The organism is Streptosporangium sp. CA-135522 (assembly GCF_050949235.1).
Classification (GTDB): Bacteria; Actinomycetota; Actinomycetes; order Streptosporangiales; family Streptosporangiaceae; genus Streptosporangium.
Genome location: NZ_CP192026.1, coordinates 9,979,651 through 9,997,483, shown reverse-complemented (window position 1 = coordinate 9,997,483; position 17,833 = coordinate 9,979,651). Strand labels below are relative to the sequence as shown.

General features: G+C 69.1%; 16 protein-coding genes. 11 read left to right on the top strand and 5 right to left on the bottom strand.

Annotated elements, in window-relative coordinates:
* Nucleotides 1-159: 159 nt before the first annotated feature.
* Nucleotides 160-1,725, bottom strand: coding sequence for an alpha-amylase family glycosyl hydrolase (locus ACQPYK_RS46835; RefSeq protein WP_433247333.1), 1,566 nt, complete (start codon nt 1,723-1,725; stop codon nt 160-162).
* Nucleotides 1,722-2,378, bottom strand: a complete 657-nt coding sequence (locus ACQPYK_RS46830) for an RraA family protein (RefSeq protein ID WP_433247330.1) — start codon at nt 2,376-2,378, stop codon at nt 1,722-1,724. Before ACQPYK_RS46830 ends, ACQPYK_RS46835 begins: the two co-directional genes overlap by 4 nt.
* A 70-nt stretch (nt 2,379-2,448) precedes the next feature.
* On the opposite strand from ACQPYK_RS46830, the gene ACQPYK_RS46825 reads away from it, so the two are divergent.
* From ACQPYK_RS46825 to ACQPYK_RS46815, 3 genes are read left to right on the top strand one after another with little or no spacing between them, the layout of a single operon-like run.
* A complete protein-coding gene (locus ACQPYK_RS46825) occupies nt 2,449-3,195 on the top strand; it encodes an IclR family transcriptional regulator (protein WP_433247327.1) in 747 nt (248 codons plus the stop codon).
* A 9-nt stretch (nt 3,196-3,204) separates the two neighbouring features.
* Entirely contained in the window at nt 3,205-3,963 is a 759-nt protein-coding gene (locus ACQPYK_RS46820) for an SDR family NAD(P)-dependent oxidoreductase (RefSeq protein ID WP_433247324.1), read from the top strand.
* 21 nt (nt 3,964-3,984) lie between these two features.
* Nucleotides 3,985-5,724 carry a dihydroxy-acid dehydratase gene (locus ACQPYK_RS46815; protein WP_433247321.1) on the top strand — a complete coding sequence of 580 codons (1,740 nt, stop codon included), beginning with the start codon at nt 3,985-3,987 and terminating at the stop codon, nt 5,722-5,724.
* Between the two features lie 578 nt (nt 5,725-6,302).
* On the opposite strand, the gene ACQPYK_RS46810 is transcribed toward ACQPYK_RS46815, so the two are convergent.
* The gene (locus ACQPYK_RS46810) at nt 6,303-7,508 is read right to left on the bottom strand and encodes an FAD-dependent oxidoreductase (protein ID WP_433247318.1); all 1,206 of its coding nucleotides are present in this window, start codon (nt 7,506-7,508) and stop codon (nt 6,303-6,305) included.
* A gap of 151 nt (nt 7,509-7,659) precedes the next feature.
* Between ACQPYK_RS46810 and ACQPYK_RS46805 the strand changes: the two genes are divergently transcribed.
* Nucleotides 7,660-8,661: a TetR/AcrR family transcriptional regulator C-terminal domain-containing protein gene (locus ACQPYK_RS46805; protein ID WP_433247315.1), complete on the top strand. Its 1,002-nt coding sequence runs from the start codon at nt 7,660-7,662 to the stop codon at nt 8,659-8,661.
* On the opposite strand, the gene ACQPYK_RS46800 is transcribed toward ACQPYK_RS46805, so the two are convergent.
* A complete protein-coding gene (locus ACQPYK_RS46800; protein ID WP_433247312.1) occupies nt 8,658-8,945 on the bottom strand; it encodes a YciI family protein in 288 nt (95 codons plus the stop codon). The two genes, ACQPYK_RS46805 and ACQPYK_RS46800, sit on opposite strands and share 4 nt — an antisense overlap.
* A gap of 297 nt (nt 8,946-9,242) precedes the next feature.
* On the opposite strand from ACQPYK_RS46800, the gene ACQPYK_RS46795 reads away from it, so the two are divergent.
* Together ACQPYK_RS46795 and ACQPYK_RS46790 are read left to right on the top strand one after the other, a co-directional pair.
* Nucleotides 9,243-9,818: a DoxX family protein gene (locus tag ACQPYK_RS46795; protein ID WP_433247309.1), complete on the top strand. Its 576-nt coding sequence runs from the start codon at nt 9,243-9,245 to the stop codon at nt 9,816-9,818.
* Nucleotides 9,819-10,045: 227 nt separating this feature from the next.
* Complete coding sequence (locus ACQPYK_RS46790) at nt 10,046-10,447, top strand: NUDIX hydrolase (protein ID WP_433247306.1); 402 nt, start codon at nt 10,046-10,048, stop codon at nt 10,445-10,447.
* 494 nt (nt 10,448-10,941) lie between these two features.
* Here ACQPYK_RS46790 and ACQPYK_RS46785 read toward each other — a convergent pair whose 3' ends face one another.
* Nucleotides 10,942-11,769 carry a hypothetical protein gene (locus ACQPYK_RS46785; protein WP_433247303.1) on the bottom strand — a complete coding sequence of 276 codons (828 nt, stop codon included), beginning with the start codon at nt 11,767-11,769 and terminating at the stop codon, nt 10,942-10,944.
* 827 nt (nt 11,770-12,596) lie between these two features.
* Between ACQPYK_RS46785 and ACQPYK_RS46780 the strand changes: the two genes are divergently transcribed.
* From ACQPYK_RS46780 to ACQPYK_RS46760, 5 genes are read left to right on the top strand one after another with little or no spacing between them, the layout of a single operon-like run.
* On the top strand, nt 12,597-12,836 hold the full coding sequence (locus tag ACQPYK_RS46780; RefSeq protein WP_433247300.1) for a hypothetical protein: 240 nt from the start codon (nt 12,597-12,599) through the stop codon (nt 12,834-12,836).
* On the top strand, nt 12,833-13,558 hold the full coding sequence (locus ACQPYK_RS46775) for an ABC transporter ATP-binding protein (protein WP_433247297.1): 726 nt from the start codon (nt 12,833-12,835) through the stop codon (nt 13,556-13,558). The genes ACQPYK_RS46780 and ACQPYK_RS46775 overlap by 4 nt, the downstream gene beginning before the upstream one ends.
* A gap of 5 nt (nt 13,559-13,563) precedes the next feature.
* Nucleotides 13,564-15,960, top strand: a complete 2,397-nt coding sequence (locus tag ACQPYK_RS46770) for an FtsX-like permease family protein (protein ID WP_433259117.1) — start codon at nt 13,564-13,566, stop codon at nt 15,958-15,960.
* Nucleotides 15,961-17,193 (top strand): sensor histidine kinase, encoded by a 1,233-nt coding sequence (locus ACQPYK_RS46765; protein ID WP_433247294.1) that lies wholly within the window; start codon nt 15,961-15,963, stop codon nt 17,191-17,193.
* On the top strand, nt 17,181-17,825 hold the full coding sequence (locus tag ACQPYK_RS46760) for a response regulator (RefSeq protein WP_433247291.1): 645 nt from the start codon (nt 17,181-17,183) through the stop codon (nt 17,823-17,825). Before ACQPYK_RS46765 ends, ACQPYK_RS46760 begins: the two co-directional genes overlap by 13 nt.
* The last annotated feature ends 8 nt before the right edge of the window (nt 17,826-17,833 follow it).

Here is a 17,833-nt window from a genome sequence, read left to right as displayed (position 1 = left end):
GTAGATCTGCGGGAGTCCTACCGTAAGACCAGGTCATGACCCGATGGCAAACGTTTGTGAATGTACAGATCAGGCAGCGATTGTCTTCGGCGTCACGAGCCTCGTGGTCGTGCAGTAATCGGCGCCGGTGTTCCGCCGGGGTGAGGGACGGTGGGCGTGTCATCTATTGGTCGCCGGAGCTTGTCCGACCTCGGAGACATGCCCCGCAGCTCTGAGCACGGTGACGCGTCCCTCGTGAGGGAGTAGCAATCTGGTCGTTCCCGAGTGGGTGGACAGGAGCGGTTCTCCTGGGATCGGGATGTCCAGGGCCGAGCCGGTGAGGTTGAGCGTGATCAGCATTTCTTCGTCGGGATGGCTGCGCCGGTAGGCGAGCACACCATCGGGGGCGGGCGCGGGCTGGTACGACCCGTCCCTCAGCGCGGCGTGTCCGCGGCGTAGTCCCAGCAGGGCACGGGTGAGGTTGAGGACCGAGCCGGGGTCGGCCTTCTGAGCGGCGACGTTGACAGATGGGTTGCCCAGCGGTAGCCACGGCCGGGCTTCGGGCGGGCTGAATCCGGCGTTGGGCGCTGAGGTCCAGGGCATCGGGGTGCGGGCCGGATCTCGTCCCTCCCAGGGGTCGCGTGCCTGGTGCGGGGGAATCGGCACGTCGGTCATGCCGAGTTCGTCGCCGTAGTAGAGCACCGGTGTGCCGCGAAGGGTGAACAGCAGCATCAGGGCGACGTGTACCTGGTCGCGGCCGAGCCGGGTCGCCATGCGGGAGATGTCGTGGCTGCCCAACACCCAGTTGGGCCAGGCGTCCCCGGGCAACGCGCGGTCGTAGGCGGTGATGAAGGTTTGAAGGTCGTGCGCCTGCCAGGGGGTGAACAGCAGCCAGAAGTTGATCGGCAGGTGCAGCATGTCGTCCTGGCCGTAGTAGCCGGCCAGCCGGGGAAGAGGGAGCCGGTATTCCACCTCGCCGATCAGCACCCGCCCGGGATAGCCATCTGTGATGTCACGCAGTTCCCTGAGCAGTGCCAGGGTGCCGGGCTGGTTGAGCTGGTGGCGGGCCAGCGCGGGCTCGTAGATGCCGTGCCCGTCGAGTGGCTCGTCTCGGAAGTGTTCGTCTTTGAGCAGGTAGTCCACCATGTCGATGCGGAAGCCGTCGACGCCTCGATCCAGCCAGAACCGCATCACCTGATGCATGGCTTGCCGCACTTCGGGATGGCGCCAGTTCAGGTCGGGCTGCTCGGGCAGGAACGAGTGCAGGTAGTACTGGCCGGTTCGCGAGTCGAGGGTCCAGGCCGGCCCGCCGGTGACCGCGCGCCAGTTGTTGGGTGGCCCGCCGCCTGCTGAATCGCGCCAGATGTACCAGTCGCGCTTGGGGTCGTCTGCGGACGTGCGGGACGCGGCGAACCACGGGTGGTCGATGGAGGTGTGATTGGGCACGAAGTCGAGGATCACGCGCAGCCCGCGGCGGTGTGCTTCGGCCAGCAGGTGGTCGAAGTCCGCGAGGGTGCCGAACAGCGGGTCCACATCGGTGTGGTCGGTAATGTCATAGCCGAAGTCGCGTTGGGGGGAGCGGTAGAACGGCGAGAGCCAGATCGCCTCGACCCCGAGCCAGGACAGGTAGTCCAGGTGTGCGGTGATGCCCGGCAGGTCGCCCACGCCGTCGCCGTCGCTGTCGGCGAAGGAGCGGGGGTAGATGTGGTAGATCGCGCCGTGCTTCCACCAGGTTGTGCTCGTCACAGGACGCCGTACCGCTGGAAGGCGTCGGCGAGCGAACCGCTCTCGGCGGCTGCTGCGCGAAAGGCGTCCTCGGCCGCGCGCTTGTCCGCGACCAGTTCGGCGACGCGGCCGGTGACTTCGGCCGGAACGACGGTGACCCCGTCCAGATCGCCGATCAGCACGTCGCCCGGCCGGATCAGCACGCCGCCCAGCGTGACGGGCTCGCCGTGCGCGACCACGTCGAGTCTGCCCTTGCTGTCGTAGGGCACCGTTCCCCGGCTGAAGATCGGGAAGGGCCCGCCGGCCAGCCGTGCCGCGTCGCGGACCAGGCCGTCGGTCAGGGCTCCGGCGACTCGGCGCGTGCGGCAGGCGGTGGTGATCAGCTCTCCCCATACACCCGCCGCGTCGGACCTGCCGGTGCCGAACACGACGATCTCGCCCGCTTGGACGTGCTCCATCGCCTGCAGCAGTCCGTGGTACGGCACGGCGGGCCGGGTCTCGCGGGCCGGCTCGGCGCGCAGGCAGAAGGCCGGGCCGAGCAGCGTGTGTGAAGGTGCGAGGGGAACGATGTCCCGGGCCAGGCACTGGTTTCTCAGGTTCAGATGGTCGAGCGCGTCGGCCGCGAGTGCGCTTGAGACGGTCGAGAACAGCTGGCGGAGGGAGAGATGTGACATACCGGGAGTGTGCCTGCTTTAATCTCATATATGCAAACAAGACTGTTGCACTATATGAGACAGGTGTGAGATGTCCAGCTCATTGGAGCGCGCCCTCGACACGTTGGAGCTCCTAGCCGAGGGCCGGGAGACGACGCTGGCCGGGCTGGCCAAGCGGCTCGGCGCCTCTCGCGCCACCGTGCACCGACTGCTCGCGGTGCTGCAGGAGCGCGGTTATGTCCGGCACATGCCGCAAACGCACGAGTACCGGCTGGGTCCGGCGTTGAACGATCTGATGGCGCGCTCGGACTCCGGCTCGCTGACTGCCCTGGCCGCGCCGGTGTTGGCCGAGTTGTCCGGGCTTACCGGTGAGACGATCAACCTCGCGGTGTTGCGTCGGGGGCGCATCGTGTGGGCGGACACTGTGGACGCCGCACACGCCATCCGGCTGACCACGACGCTGGGCGAGCGGGTGCCCCCGCACGCCACCGCGATCGGCAAGGCCATCCTGGCCGCGTTGCCGGAACGGGAGTGGGGCGCCCTGCTGGGGCAGGAGCCGTACGCGCGGCTGACCCCGTCCACCTGCACCACGCTGGCGGAGCTGCGCCCTGCTCTTGAGGACGCGCGCGCCTGTGGTTACGCCCTGGACGAGGAGGAGTCCGAGATCGGGGGGATCTGCCTGGCGGCCGCCGTACTCGGCCGCGCCGATCGGCCGATCGGCGCGATCTCGGTGTCGGCGGTGGCGGCCCGCCTGCCCAGGGCGCAGTGGCCACAGGTGGGCAAGGCGGTGCACGAGGCCTGCGCGAGGCTGTCGATGTGGATCAAGACCAACCAGTAAGGAGGACCATTGAGGCTGGCAGGGAAAGTAGCGATCGTCACCGGAGCGGCCGGAGGCATCGGAGCGGCGACCGCGGCCAGGTTCGCTGCCGAAGGCGCCTCGGTGGCTTGCGTGGACCAACGCGCCGAGGCGGTGGAGGATCTCGCGCGGCGGATCGGCGCCAATGCATTTGGTATCGCCGTGGACGTGGCATCGCCCGGGGACAACGCGCGAATGGTCGAACAGACTGTCCGCCGGTTCGGCGGGGTCGACATCCTGCACGCCAACGCGGCGGTGCAGATCATGGGCCGGATCGAGGACACCGGCCCCGAGCAGTGGGACCGGCTGCACTCGGTCAACCTCCGCGGCGTCTACCTCGGCGCACAGGCCGCTCTGCCGGCGCTGAGGGAAAGGGGCGGCGGCTCGATCGTCATCACCGCGTCCCTGCTCGGCATAGTGGGCGACCCGGACATGCCTGCCTACGGCGCGATGAAAGGCGGGTTGCGGTCCATGACCCGGGCGCTGGCCGCCGCCCACGGGCCTGAGGGCATCCGCGTCAACACCATCTGTCCAGGCGATGTGGAGACCGAGTTGCTCGATGACTTCTTCGCCTTCCAGCCCGATCCCGAGGCCGCACGCGCGCAGCTTGCCGAGCGCTACCCGCTGCGCCGCTTCGCCTCACCCGACGACGTGGCCGCCGCGGCGCTCTTCCTTGCCTCCGATGACGCCGCCTACGTCACCGGCACCGATCTCGTCGTCGACGGCGGCCTCCTGGCCCGTATCTACTGAGCAGCGAAGGGAGTCGATCACATGTCGTTGCGAAGTGCCGCATGGTTCGCGGGTGAGGACCTGCCGGGGTTTCTGCACCGAGCTTCACTGCGCGCCACGGGGCTGTCCCAGGCCGCGCTGTCCGGCCGGCCGATCGTCGGCATCGCCAACTCCTGGTCGGAGCTGGTCAGCTGTAACGCGCACTTCCGCGGGCTCGCCGACGCCGTACGGCGTGGCGTGCTTCAAGCGGGCGGCCTGCCGCTGGAGTTCCCGACGATCTCCCTGGGCGAGAACCTCATGAAGCCCACCGCGATGCTGTACCGCAACCTGATGGCCATCGACGTCGAGGAAAGCCTGCGCTCCTATCCCTTCGACGCGGTCGTGCTCCTAGGCGGCTGCGACAAGACCATCCCGGCGCAGCTCATGGGCGCCGCCTCGGCCAACGTACCCGCCGTGATGGTGCCCGGCGGCCCCGCCGCACCCGCGGTCTTCCACGGACGGCGTCTCGGCGTCGGCACCGATCTATGGCGGTACACCGACCGGCTGCGCGCCGGGCAGATGAGCGACGCGGAGTTCGCCGAACTGGAGCAGGCGGCCATGCCCGGAGTCGGGCACTGCACCGAGATGGGCACCGCGTCCACCATGGCCGCGCTCGCGGAGACCCTCGGCGTTGCGCTGCCCGGCTCGGCGGCCATCCCCGCCGGGGACGCACGGCGATACGCCGCAGCGGAAAGTGCGGGCGCTCGTGCGGTGTTCCTCGCGCGCTCCGGACCGCGCCCTCGCCAGATCATCACTCGCGCCGCATTGCTCAACGCGGCCACCGTGCTGGCCGCGATCGGCGGATCGACCAACGCGATCGTCCACCTGCTCGCGCTGGCCAGGCGCAGCGGGGTGCCGTTCTCGCTCGACGACCTAGATGCCGCCGCGGCGCGTACGCCGCTGCTCGTCAACGTACGGCCCGCGGGCGAGCACCTGTTCGAAGACTTCTTCCACGCCGGTGGCGTCCCGGCCCTGCTGCGCGAGTTGGAGCCGCTGCTGCGCACCGACGCTCTCACTGTGACAGGCCACACTCTGCGGGAACAACTTCGCGTGCCCGTCTCACCCGACCGCCGCGTGATCGGCACACTCGACGAACCGTTCGGCGGTTCCGGCGGCCTGGCGGTGCTGCGCGGCAACCTGGCGCCCGACGGCGCGGTCATCAAGGCGTCGGCCTCCTCCGGCCGGCTGCTTCGCCATCGCGGGCCTGCGATCGTGTTCGACGGCGTCTCCGACCTGGCCGCACGAATCGACGATCCCGCGCTGCCGGTGACCGCCGATTCGGTGCTCGTCCTACGCAACGCGGGTCCCGTAGGCGGGCCGGGCATGCCGGAATGGGGACAGCTCCCGATACCCGCGAAGCTGCTGCGCGAGGGCGTCACCGACATGGTGCGCGTCTCCGACGCCCGGATGAGCGGAACAGCGTATGGGACCGTCGTCCTCCATGTCGCCCCCGAGTCCGCCGTGGGTGGCCCCCTGGCGGCCGTCCGTGACGGCGACCTCATCGACCTCGACGTCCCCGGACGGCGTCTGCACCTGGATGTGGACGCCAGTGAGATCAGGCGCAGGCTCCGTGAGGCTCCGCCCCAGACGTCTGCAGGCGTTTCCGGCTGGACCCGCCTTTACACCGAGCACGTGCTGCAGGCCCACCAGGGCTGCGATTTCGCCTTCCACCAGCCGGAAACCGACGCGGACACCACCCCTCTGCCAACGGGCCTGCTGAGCGGATGGCACGGCGGCTGGTAATCCGATTTCCGGAGAATACGCAGTCTGGCCCGCACGGCCTGCTGTGGCTCAATCGCCCGCGCCGCCCGCCGCTACCGGCTGCTGCCCCAGGTCCTGGAGCAGGCCGATACTCCTGTGACTAAAGAAACCGATGGGGGTGGGACACAAGGAACCCCGCCCCCCGTCGAAGCCCTCCGACGACCCCTCACCGCGCGCCCGCCACCTCGCCGGCCTGCGCGCCCGCCGCGCCGTCACCGCGCACGACGCGTTCACCCACGCCCGCGCCGGACAACCCGGACTCGGCCGCCACCTCGCCGCGACACGGCCTGCCGGTAAGATCCGTGCAATCAGGCACTCGCGATCGCAGCGGCGTAGGTCGGCACTGGCGCCCGGCGCCCGGCCCGCAAGGGACTGGACCCGGCGGAGTCCATGTTCCGTTCGATCAGCGTCACCCGTCTGACCTGGGCGAACTCAAACGCTTGTACCTGGTTGCATGAGTCTTGCCGACACCCCGACACCTGTCCTTCGATCGAGGGGACGAGCAGGGGCCGTGATCCACTCCGCAGGCACCCCTGAACGATGCCGAGGGGACGGGAGAGTCAGGCTCGGGCTTGGCCGCGCGCGTAATCCCGGAGGGTGATGGCGTCGGCCCTGCTCGCCATCTTCTCGATCAACCCGGCCCAGGGCAGGTGGGGTATCAGCCTGATCGACAGGTTGCGCATGCCGATGGCCGGTCGCGACTTGGGCACGAAGCCGCTGACACCGCCCGGCGGAAGTTTGTGGCACTGCTTGACGAACGCGCGCATCTCCCGCTCGTAGGCGGCGAAGGCCTCCTCGTGGTCTCCTCCGGCCCGGGCCATCTCCCCGGCGAGCACGTAGGCGCCGACCAGGGCCAGGCCGGTGCCGTTGCCGCCCAGCGGCGAGGGGCTGTAGCCGGCGTCGCCGAGAAGGACGACCCTGCCGCGGGACCAGCCGTCCATGACGATCTGGGTGGCGGAGTCGAAGTAGAAGTCGGTGGCCGCGTCCATCTCCCGGAGCATCACGGGCACGTGCCAGCCCGCTCCGGCGAAGACCTCGGCCACGATCCGCTTCTGCCCGCACGGATCGCGGTGGTCGTGGTCCACCGGCGCCGACGCGAACCCGAGCAGGACCTTGGCCTCCTCCGGCCGCCGGGACGGGCGCAGGGCCGCCATCTTCCGGCCCGGCATGTTGTGGAACAGCTCCCAGTCCTGGGCGCCGAAGACGTTGGGGACGGTGAAGGACGCCGTATAGCAGCCGAGCTCGCGACTGAAACGCGACTCCGGGCCGAAGATCAGGGAGCGCGTCCGCGAGTGCGCGCCGTCGGCCGCCACCACCAGGTCGAAGACGCGTGGCGCGGATCGTTCGAAGGTGACGTGCGCACCCTCCGGCCCCTGGGTCACCGCGGTGATCGTGTCGTCGAAGACGTATTCCGTCTCGTCCTCGGTCACGCGGTGAAGAAGATCGACGAGGTCGCCACGGAGGATCTCCACCTCGCCGACCACACCGTTTCCTCCAAGGAAGGAGGCGGGCACATCGGCGAGACGCCTGCCCGAGGCGTTCACGAACGACATGCCCTTGGAGTCGACGGCCACCTGGCGGATCTCCTGGAGGAGGTCCATGCGCTCCACCACGTCGCGGGCGGCGCCACGCAGGTCGACCGTGTGGCCGCCGAGGCGTGGGGCGGGCGCTCGCTCGACCACGGTCACGGCGAAGCCGTAACGGCGCAACCAGTAGGCCAGAGCGGATCCGGCGACGCCGGCACCACAGATCAAGACATTCGTCATCACAAGCTCCCCTGCTCGTCTCGCCGGCCACCGTACTCCTAGTGCGCGTACGGTGTGAGCAAGCACTAGTGCACTAATTTGTGCCATGCAGGGCCGTGTAAGACGGAGGCTCATCGGAGCCCCGTGCACTAGGGCAGTGGGAGCGTGAATCGTGGACGAGAGCCAGCCTCCGTACCTGCGGATCGCCGCCGAGTTGCGGCGGCGCATCACGACGGGCCGGCTCCGGCCCGGCGACCGGGTGCCCTCGACCCGGCAGATCACCCAGGAGTGGGGGGTGGCGATGGCCACGGCCACCAAGGCGCTGACGACTCTGCGCGAGGAGGGACTCCTACGGCCGGTGCCGGGAGTCGGAACCGTGGTGGCCGACCCCGAGACGGGCGCCGCCCCCTCGCGTCGCTCCTCTCCGGAGCTCAGCAGGGAGCGCATCGTGTGCGCCGCGATCGCCATCGCCGACACCGAGGGGCTGGCGACGCTGTCCATGCGCCGGATCGCCGCCGGCCTGCGGACGTCGGTCATGGCGCTCTACCGATACGTGGCCGGAAAGGAGGAGCTGCTCGCTCTCATGACCGACAGGGTCCTGGCCGACGGCGCGCCGGCCGAGCCGCCCCCCGAAGGTTGGCGGGCCCGTCTCGAACTGGCCGCCAGGGCCCATTGGGTCCTCTACCGCCGCCACCCCTGGCTGGCGCAGGCCGTCTCCTTCACCCGCCCCGTGCCCACCCCGCACGCGATGGCCCAGGCGGGGTGGGCGATGCGCGCGGTGGACGGCCTCGGACTCGACCCGATCACCATGGTTCACATCTACGCGACCGTGGCCAACTACGTGCGCGGCACCGCGGTCAACCTGGAGGCCGAGGCCGAGGCCGTCCAGCAGACCGGGACCACCGACGAGGAGTGGCTTGAGGCGGCCGTGCTCCCGCGCATGCGGGAGTTCCCGCTGCTGTCGCGGATCCCTCCCGACTCCCTCGACCTGGACACGCTGTTCGACTTCGGCCTGCGGCGTCTGCTGGACGGGATCGCCACGCTCGTGGCGGAGGCACGGCCCGGCTCCCGGATCCGCGCGGATGAAGGCGGCACGGTCTCCGACGACGGCCGGGACGTCCAGGGCTTGTCTCCTGGATCATGGAACGGGGTCGCGGAGCCAGATCTCTTCTAGCCCTTGAGGCTCTCCAGGCCGGTTGCGACCAGCAACGGGGTGAACTCCACGACAGTGTGTGCGGCGACGTCGTTGAGGACATACGGATCAGTGGCGAGGATACGGTCGAGTTCTTCGGCGGGCATCTCGGAGGCGAGGTAGACGCCACCGGTCAGGGGGACCCGGCGCCCGGCCACGAGAAACAGCCGCCGTGAAATGAGGTCGTTCAGCCAGTCGCCGTGGGCCGGCCGCCACTGATCCACTTCATTCAGCGATGCCGTGTAGGTCACTGTGACAACGAACATGCCCGAATTGTGACAGATGGGGAGCAGCGGGTCCGGCGCGGACACGGAGTCGATGAGGCAGCGCATGCCGTCGGCACCACGGGAACCGTCCCAGCCCGCAGGCACGATACAAACTCCTGTTTTCGCAGCTAAACCGCACCTCGCGTGTTCCACCGTGTCCCACGGACGGCGCGCGCGACCTCACCGCGATGGTCAGATGAGTCCCGTCGCCACGTACCGACCACCACGTGCTGACGAAGGAACGAACAGAACCGGCGAGTTACCCGGCCCACCCGATGAGAACGGCAGTGACAGGACATGGACCAGCACGTCAGCGAGAACCTACTCGACGTTGAGGACATCGAGCGGCGGCCCAGGGGACGCGGAAGGAGGTTCCCGCTCAACGGCGCACTTTGGTCACTTCAAGCGTTGTTCGGCTTCTTCTTCGCCGGCAGCGGTTTCGGCAAGGTGCTGTTGTACGACGGAGCTCTGTATGCGGCAGCGCCCCGGGCCGTGGCGTGGTACGCCGCGGTGCCGCAGCCCCTGATCGTCTTCATCGGGGTCTGTGAGGTCCTTGGCGGCGTCGGCCTGATCCTGCCGGCGATGACGAGGGTCAACCCGAAGCTGACGCCGCTCGCCGCCGTCGGCCTGACGCTGACGATGATCCTCGCGGCCGGTTTTCATATCATGCGCGGCGAATACGCATTGGTGCCTGCGAATCTCCTGCTGGGAGGCGTCGCGGCGTTCATCGCGGTCGGACGGGGGAGGCTGAGGCCCATCGCACCCGCGATCATCACCACCGCACGCGTACTCAGGTCGTTCGCGGTCCTCGGCGCGCTGTCTCTGTTGGTATTCGCTCCGACGTGGTACACGATGACCAACGTCCAATTCTGATCACTCCGTTTCGCACGCCGACTGCCCCGACTGCCCCGACTACCTCGCCGGCATGAGCGGTTCATGGAGGCTCTTCGAACTTGATCGGGGTTGAGCGCCGGAACGGGGCGCCTTGAGGCAGCCCGGTATCCGTCCGTTGCCAGCTGACAAGTTGGAAGGACGACGCGGCCCTTACTACGACCTGGCCGCCTGACCCATCCCTCTGCCCCCGACTACAGGAGCACACGGTGAACAGCACCATCGACAAGATCGCCTGGATCCACCTGGACAACGGCAAGATCCTCAGCACCCGGTCACGAGGCAAGAACGCCTACTACATCCCCGGCGGCAAACGCGAACCCGGCGAAACCGACATCGACACCCTCATCCGCGAGATCGACGAGGAACTCTCCATCACCATCATCCCCGCCACCGCCACCCACGTGGGCACCTACCAGGCCCAAGCACACGGCCACGCCGAGGGCGTCACCGTGCAGATGACCTGCTACACCGCCGACCATCACGGAGTGCCGACGCCCAGCAGCGAGATCGAAGAAATCACCTGGCTGAGCTACGCCGACCGCGACCGCGTGTCCCCAGTCGACCAGATCATCTTCGATCACCTACACCAGGCTGGACGACTTCGCTGACTCAGCAACACCCGAACCGATCCACAGGTATTGACTATTGCTCCGTCCGGCTGTTGTCGGGCGATGCCGACTGATCGTCCCCAATGCGGCCCCACACTCCGGAGCCCAGGACCTCGCTGATTCGCCGCTTGGCGATCTGGGTCTTGACCTCATGAGGCATTTCTCGTAAGCCCTGTGGAGAACCTCCACGCCGTTGCCTGCCCACTCGGCTACCCGCTTCGGCGGAACGCCCGCATTGAGCCACGTGGAGAGGCAGGCAGTGAGGCGTGGTCCCGGCGTCCCGAGCCGTCTCACGGGCCTTTCGCCAGATCCACAGGAATGTGCTCTTGGCCGGCTCGGCCACGGATGAAAAGGCTCAGCGCCTCCTGATCGGTTCCCCTGCCCTTTTGAAGGGGACGCCGCTTTGAAGGGGACGCCGCTTTGAAGGGGACGCCGCTCGGGCGGCAAAGATGTACGCGGGTCGCCCGCCGACGTCGGTTCCTTCTTGGCGCAGGTCAGAAGGGGCCGCTCTCCGGATAGCCAGCCTTTATGACGGCCTTGCGGGTCTTCGCGTTGAGTTTCTTCTCGCTGATGACTTTGCTGGCCGCCGGTGCGGCGATCTTCACCTTGGCGCCCCAACCCGAATACTTGGTATCGGTGTGGAAGACCATCTGGTCATAGGCCGCGGTGCCGCCGTCCGGGTAGGCCGTCGTGTCGACGACCGTGCGGGTGAGCAGGTTGTGTTCATCGAAGTACAGGTGGAACTCGACGTCGCCTTCCCCGGCGGACTTGTCGTGCCGGAAGTCAGCGAGTTTGGCGGTGCCCTGATATTCGCCGGTCTCCACTTCTGATGCGTTGTTCAGCATGAACTGCAGTTCCGCTGGAGTGACGCCCATGTCGAGGACGGCGTTTTCGTGTCCGCTGGTCTTCGACTGGATCCAGGAACGACCGGAAGGCAGCGCCTTGGCGATGCCGGCGTTGGTCACGTAGGCGTTTCTGCCCTCAGCGATGACCCGGTAGGGAAGGTTGGGCCCTTTCTGGCGTGAGGACATGCGGACACGGAGGTCGGCAGCCGCTACGTTGCCCTTGCCGAAAGCCAGGGTGCCGACCGTGTGGGTGCTCACCCGTACCTGCATAGACCGGTCGTCGGCGGTGAAATCGAGGGTGACGCCACTTGATTCGGTGACCTTTACGCTTTTGCCCGGGACCAGCTGGGCCTTCAGGGCTTTCACCGGGTCCGCTGGAGCGGCCTGCACGGATGCGACGGATGCCGCCTGAGCGGGTACGGCCACCGCGCACACGGTCGCGGCCGTTGCCACGAGGCCTGCGAAGAAGAGCTTCATCAGCGTCCTTGCTTGGGGGATATAGCAGGGAAAAGAGTAAAGGGTGGTTTTGACGAGATAAGGGATGTCTCGTAACGATCTTGTGTAGACCGGTGATCCCAAGTGGTGGTGATAGCCCTCGATAAAGGCGGGCGGGGTAGTCCTTGCGTCCGCTCTCGTATTTTCGGGTCAGGGCTGGCAGTTCCGCCGACGTGCCATCGGCCGGGAGAGTTCCCACGTGGATCCACCGTCGATGACGAAGGCAAGCGGGACCGGCTCGGCTGGAGCTGGGCCGTCCCCGGGTTCGGGCAGGAAGTGCCGATCTGCATGGGCACAGTGCCGATCCTGCCGCTGAGCAAGGGCGGCTACACCGTTCGCGACTGAGCGCATGACAGAGGTCTCCGCCTCAGCTGGCGGCAAGTGCCGTACAGCAACGCCGTACAGCGACACCGCCCTACACGATCACACGCCACCGACCCGTATCTCCCACCTGACCAGGCCGGGACGCTCATGACGAGGCGTCTGCCCTTCCCTACGGATCAGAAGGTCAGGGGTTCGAGTCCTCTCGGCCGCGCAGCAGGTCGAAAGGCCCTCCGGGATCATTCCGGAAGGCCTTCGGCATGCCACCACTGGTTCGGCCGCACCGCGGTGAAGTCCCGGTTCAACAGATCACAGGCCCGCTCACGGCCGTCGTCGTGGGGCGATTCCGGCGGTCACCAGATTCCGGCGGTCACCAGGCGTGTGGTGAAGCGCAAGGAGGTGTGCTGCGCGTACTACAGCGGGCTGTACCTTCCAGCGGGTGGCGAGGGGGATTCTCCTAAATGAAGCCTTTTTCTAGGGTTGTCGCCATGAGTGATCCGTATCGAATCGATCCTGGTGCCCGCCCGTCTGCCCCCCGGCAGCAGCGCGGTGGTTCCCTGCTGCGCGTGTTGCTCTGGATCCTGCTTGTCGTGGGTGTGGCGGTGAACCTGGTGTCCAACATCGCCATGAAGGGCGACCTCACGCCGGTCGGGCTGGCGGGCGGGGTGGTCGGCGTCGCGAGCATCGTGGGCCTGGTCGTGCACTACATCAGCCGGCGCCGCTCGTGACTCCGGTCGTCACCCTGGACCGGGTCACCAAGACCTACGGCGAGATCGTTGCGCTGGATGAGGTCACGCTGGCCTTTCCGCGTGGCAGGTTCGTGGCGATGATGGGGCCGTCGGGCTCGGGGAAGAGCACGTTGCTGCACTGCGCGGCCGCGCTTGACCCGCCCACCTCAGGCTCGGTCGTGATCGGCGACGTCGATGTCAGCCGGTTGTCCGAGACCAGGCGTATAGAGCTGCGCAGGAAACACGTCGGATTCGTGTTCCAGTCCTACAACCTGCTGCCCACCATCACGATCGAGGAGAACATCACGCTGCCGCTCCGGTTGGCGGGCGTCCGCCCGGATCGGGTCTGGCTCGGAGAACTGGTGGATCGGGTGGGCCTGCGCGAGCGGCTGCACCACAGACCGGCCGAGCTGTCGGGTGGTCAGCAGCAGCGGGCGGCGATCGTCCGCGCGCTGGCCGCGCGTCCCGATGTGGTGTTCGCCGACGAGCCCACCGGAGCTCTCGACCTGCGCAGTGCCGCGCAGGTGCTGGAGCTGCTGCGCGAGCTGGTGGACGAGCTCGGCCAGACGGTCATCATGGTCACGCACGACCCGGCGGCCGCCGCCCGTGCGCACGACACGCTGGTCATGGCCGACGGGAAGGTGGTCGACGTGCTCGGCGCCCCGTCGCCGGAAGATCTCGCGGTACGGCTCGCGCGGCTCAGTCAGGAGCCCGTCGCGTGATCAGGATGTCGTTGGCCATGGCCAGGATCGGCGGACTCGTCGTGGTGTTCGCGGCCGTGCTCGGCGGGATGGCGCTGGTGACCGCGACCGGGGTGATGGTGGACTCGGGGTTCCGCTCGCAGCCTGCCGTCCGGCTGGCCGGAGCGGATGTGGTGGTCTCCGCGCGCCAGTCGATCCCGCGTGAAGAGGATCTGCCGGTGGCGTTGCCCGAGCGCGCGACCGTGCCGAGTTCGCTGGTCGGCGCGGTCTCCGGTGTTCCCGGGGTGGCGGACACGGTGGGTGACCTGAGCTTTCCCGCCGCCGTCCTTTCCGGTACGGCGAGCCGTACGGCTGACCCGGCGACGGCGGGGCACGGGTGGTCTTCGCTCGCGCTGAGCGGGCGGCTCACAGCGGGGCACGCCCCGCGCGCCTCGAACGAGATCGCCGTGAACGGCGGGCGGATCGGGCAGCAGGTGCGGGTCGTGGCGGGCGGCCGGCCGGCGGCCTACCGGGTGACGGCGCTGGTCGACGCCCCCGGCCTGTACTTCGCCGACGCCAGGGCCGCCGAACTGGCGGGCAGGACGGCTGGCGCGCGGGCGGGCACCGTCGACCTCGTCGCGGTCCGGGCCGCGCCTGGCGTCGCCCCCGAGGCCCTTGCCGAGAGGCTCAGGGACCGCCTCGGCGAGCACTACGAGATCATGACCGGCCGGTTCAGAGCCGACGCGGAATCGCCGGGCGCGGCGGCGGGTCGAGGGCTGCTGCTGGTGCTCCCCGGCTCGATCGGCGGCATCAGCCTGATGATCGTCGGCTTCGTGGTGGGCGGCGGGCTGTCACTCTCGATCAACAGGCAGCGCCACGAACTGGCCTTGCTGCGGGCGGCGGGAGCGACCCCGCGCCAGGTGCGCCGGATGGTCGCCATCCAGGGCGCCGCGGCCGCCGTCCTGGCGCTGGCTCCCGGCGCCGCGCTGGGTTACTACCTGGCCGCCCGCTTCGGCGAACTGCTCGTGCGCATCGGGGCGCTCCGTGCCGACCAGCCGCTGGTGTACGGGCCGCTGCCCGCGGTGGCCGCGACGCTGTTGCTGCTCGGCGTCGTGAGGGTGGCGTCGTGGGCCGCCTCGCTCCGCATCTCGCGCATGCCGGTCGTCTCCGGCATCGTCGACACGCGCACTCCTTCGGGGGCACGCACGAACGCCGGCTTGTTGCTCATGCTGGCCTCCCTGGTGCTGGCCACTGCGCCGCTCGTCGTGCAGACCGAGGCAGCCGCGATCGGCCCGGCCACGGCCGCGCTCCTGGCCGTGATCGGCCTGGCGTTGGCGGGACCCCGGCTGGTCCAGCGGACAGCGGGAGCCCTGGCCGGGTCGCGGCTCATGGCTCGGGTCTCGGGCCCCGCCTGGCTTGCGGTCAACAACTGTCACGGGCACGCGCTCAGGACCGCGGGTGCGGTCGCCGCCCTCGGCATGGCGGTCACGCTCGGCCTCAGTGTGGTGCTCACCCAGACCACGATCACCAAGGCCATGTCGGAGCAGGCCACGCTGGGCATGCATGGCCTCGTCACCATCACCGCTCCCGGCTTGGGCGGCATTCCCCACGATCTGCTCGCCGAGGTGCGGGCGACCACCAGGGCCGCCGGGGTGGCGACGACCACGGTGGTGACCGAACCGCTCCTGTTCGGTGACGATCCGCGCCTCATGTCGAGACCCGCCATGGCGCTCGGACCGGACGCCGAAGGGCTGGTCGATCTGGAGGTGGTGCGTGGCGGGTTGGACGAGCTCGAGGGCGACGCGATCGCGCTCGACGAGCGGGTGGGTCAGGTCGGCCAGTCGCTCGACGTGACCATGGGCGACGGGGCGCGGGTGCGGGCGCGGGTGGTCGCGACCTACCGGCGAGGGCTCGGATTCGGACCGATCGTGGTCTCCCATGACCTGGCCGCCGGTCACATCACAACCGGCCTCGACACCGCGATTCTTGCCCGGCCCGCAGAGTTCGGCCCGCTGCTCGACCGATGGCCTGGGGTCGAGCTCACGACCCTGCCAGAGGGCCCGCAGGCTGGTTCGGCCTCGGCCCAGGCGCTGGTGAACATGGCCGTCCTGGCCGTACTGCTGGCCTACGTACTGGTGGCCGTCGCGAACCGGCTGGTGGCGACCACCACGGCCCGGCGTGACGAGCTGAACGCCCTGCGGTGGCTGGGCGCGACGCCGGGCCAGCTGAGGAGGATGATCCGCTGGGAGGCGGCGATGATCGGCGCCGGGGCGGCGGGGTCGGGGCTCGTGCTCTCGGCCGTACCGCTGGCCCTGCTCGGCGTCGGCTTCCTCGGCCGTCCTGTGCCGGCGGGGCCGCTGTGGCTGGTGCCGTCATCCGTACTGGTGGTGGGCTTGGTAGTGTGGCTTGCCGTTGAACTCCCCGCTAGAAGGATCCTCCGATAAGTGCGGTTGACACACGTGTGGCGCAACGCTCGATATCTTCTGGTGGGCTTGCCGACGGCGATCGCGACGATGATCCTCCTGCCGCTTCTAGCCGTCGGCGTGATGTCCACCGGGTTGGGCGGGCTGGGGCTCGTGGTGGTCCCGCGCATGATGATGGGGCTACGGCGGTGGGCCGAATGGCATCGGCGGCGCGCGGCCGCGCTGCTGGGCGTCACGATCTCCGAGCGGGAGGCGTGTCTGCCCGAGGGGGTTCGCGCGCAGTGGCGGCAGGTCCTGGAGGATCGTGAAAGCAGGCGCGACCTGTGGTGGATGCTCCGGCACATCGCGACCGGCGTCCCCGCCGGGCTGGTCGCGCTGGCGTCCCTCGGTGCGCTGGTGTTCACCGTGATCGCGGCCCCGATCTGGTGGCTGTTCCCCGCGGAGCAGCCGCTGACGTTGCTGGCCATCCCGGTGACCGGATGGGCGAGTGCGCTTGGTCTCGGCGCCCTGCAGATCGCCGTTGCGGGGGCGCTCGCCTGGTGGGCGCTGCCGAGGCTGGGTCGCTTGCACGCGCAAGGCTGCCTGGCGGTGCTGGAGCCGTCCGCGGAGGACCAGCTCGCCGAGCGGGTCGGCGAGCTGACCGAAAGCAGGGCGGGCGTGCTCGACGCCCACGGCGCCGAGCTGCGCCGGATCGAGCGAGATCTGCACGATGGAACCCAGGCCAGGCTCGTGGCCATCGCGATGCGACTGGGCGTGGCCAGGGAGGCGCTGCCCGAAGACGCCGGGATCCTCGCCAGGCTGCTCGAGGAGGCGCACGAGGGGACCGAGGAGGCGATGGCCGAGCTGCGAGACGTGATTCGCACGATGTACCCGCCCATCCTCGCCGACAGGGGGCTGCCGGGCGCGGTGACCGCGGTGGCCGCACGGGCGGGCATCCCCGTCGAGGTGACGCTGGACGACCTGGGACGGGTACCCGCGGCGGTCGAGGCCGCCGCATACTTCATCGTGGCGGAAACGATCACCAACGCCACCAAGCACAGCGGCGCCACGTGGGTTACCGTACGGCTGACCAGGCAGGGCGACAGGCTGCAGACCGAGATCGCCGACGACGGGCGCGGCGGGATCGACGAGAGCCGCGGCACCGGCATCGCGGGCATCCGCAGGAGAGTGGCCGCGCTCGACGGCACCGTGCTGGTCGAGAGCCCTGTCGGCGGGCCGACCGCCATCACCGTGGAGCTGCCGTGCGCGTCGTGATCGCCGAGGACAACGTCCTGCTCTCGGCGGGCCTGGAGCTGCTCCTGGGCACCAAGGGCATCGAGGTGGCCGCCGTCGTCACCGACGGGCCCAGCCTGATGGAGGCCGTGGACCGGCATCGGCCCGACCTCGTGATCGCCGACGTGCGGCTGCCGCCGTCCTTTCGCGACGAGGGGATCAAGGCGGCCGTGGCCATCCGGCAGGCGCATCCCGGCCTGCCGGTCCTGGTCCTGTCGCAGTACGTCGAGGAGGTCTACGCGCGCGAGCTGCTCGCCGACGGTTCCGGCGGGGTCGGCTACCTGCTCAAGGACAGGGTCGGCCGGGTCGGGCAGTTCATCGACGACCTGCGACGGGTCTCCGAGGGCGGCACCGTCATGGACCCTGAGGTCATCGCCCAGCTCATGGCCGGCGGCGGCGGGAACGCCCTCGACGTGCTCACCAACCGGGAGCGGGAGGTGCTGTCGCTGATGGCGCACGGCCTCAGCAACGCCGAGATCGGCCAGCGGCTGTCGGTCACCGACAACGCCGTGCACAAGCACATCGGCAACATTTTCGCCAAGCTCGGCCTGCCGGTCTCCGACGGAGGCCACCGCAGGGTGCTCGCCGTACTGGCCTTCCTCGACAACCAGTAGCGTTACGG

What these genes read in the sequence shown, in the direction of transcription:
- ACQPYK_RS46780 (WP_433247300.1), top strand. Translation starts at nt 12,597, where the DNA reads ATGAGTGATCCGTATCGAATCGATCCTGGTGCCCGCCCGTCTGCCCCC.
- ACQPYK_RS46785 (WP_433247303.1), bottom strand. Translation starts at nt 11,769, where the DNA reads ATGAAGCTCTTCTTCGCAGGCCTCGTGGCAACGGCCGCGACCGTGTGC.
- ACQPYK_RS46825 (WP_433247327.1), top strand. Translation starts at nt 2,449, where the DNA reads ATGTCCAGCTCATTGGAGCGCGCCCTCGACACGTTGGAGCTCCTAGCC.
- ACQPYK_RS46795 (WP_433247309.1), top strand. Translation starts at nt 9,243, where the DNA reads ATGGACCAGCACGTCAGCGAGAACCTACTCGACGTTGAGGACATCGAG.
- ACQPYK_RS46810 (WP_433247318.1), bottom strand. Translation starts at nt 7,508, where the DNA reads ATGACGAATGTCTTGATCTGTGGTGCCGGCGTCGCCGGATCCGCTCTG.
- ACQPYK_RS46815 (WP_433247321.1), top strand. Translation starts at nt 3,985, where the DNA reads ATGTCGTTGCGAAGTGCCGCATGGTTCGCGGGTGAGGACCTGCCGGGG.
- ACQPYK_RS46830 (WP_433247330.1), bottom strand. Translation starts at nt 2,378, where the DNA reads ATGTCACATCTCTCCCTCCGCCAGCTGTTCTCGACCGTCTCAAGCGCA.
- ACQPYK_RS46800 (WP_433247312.1), bottom strand. Translation starts at nt 8,945, where the DNA reads ATGTTCGTTGTCACAGTGACCTACACGGCATCGCTGAATGAAGTGGAT.
- ACQPYK_RS46770 (WP_433259117.1), top strand. Translation starts at nt 13,564, where the DNA reads ATGTCGTTGGCCATGGCCAGGATCGGCGGACTCGTCGTGGTGTTCGCG.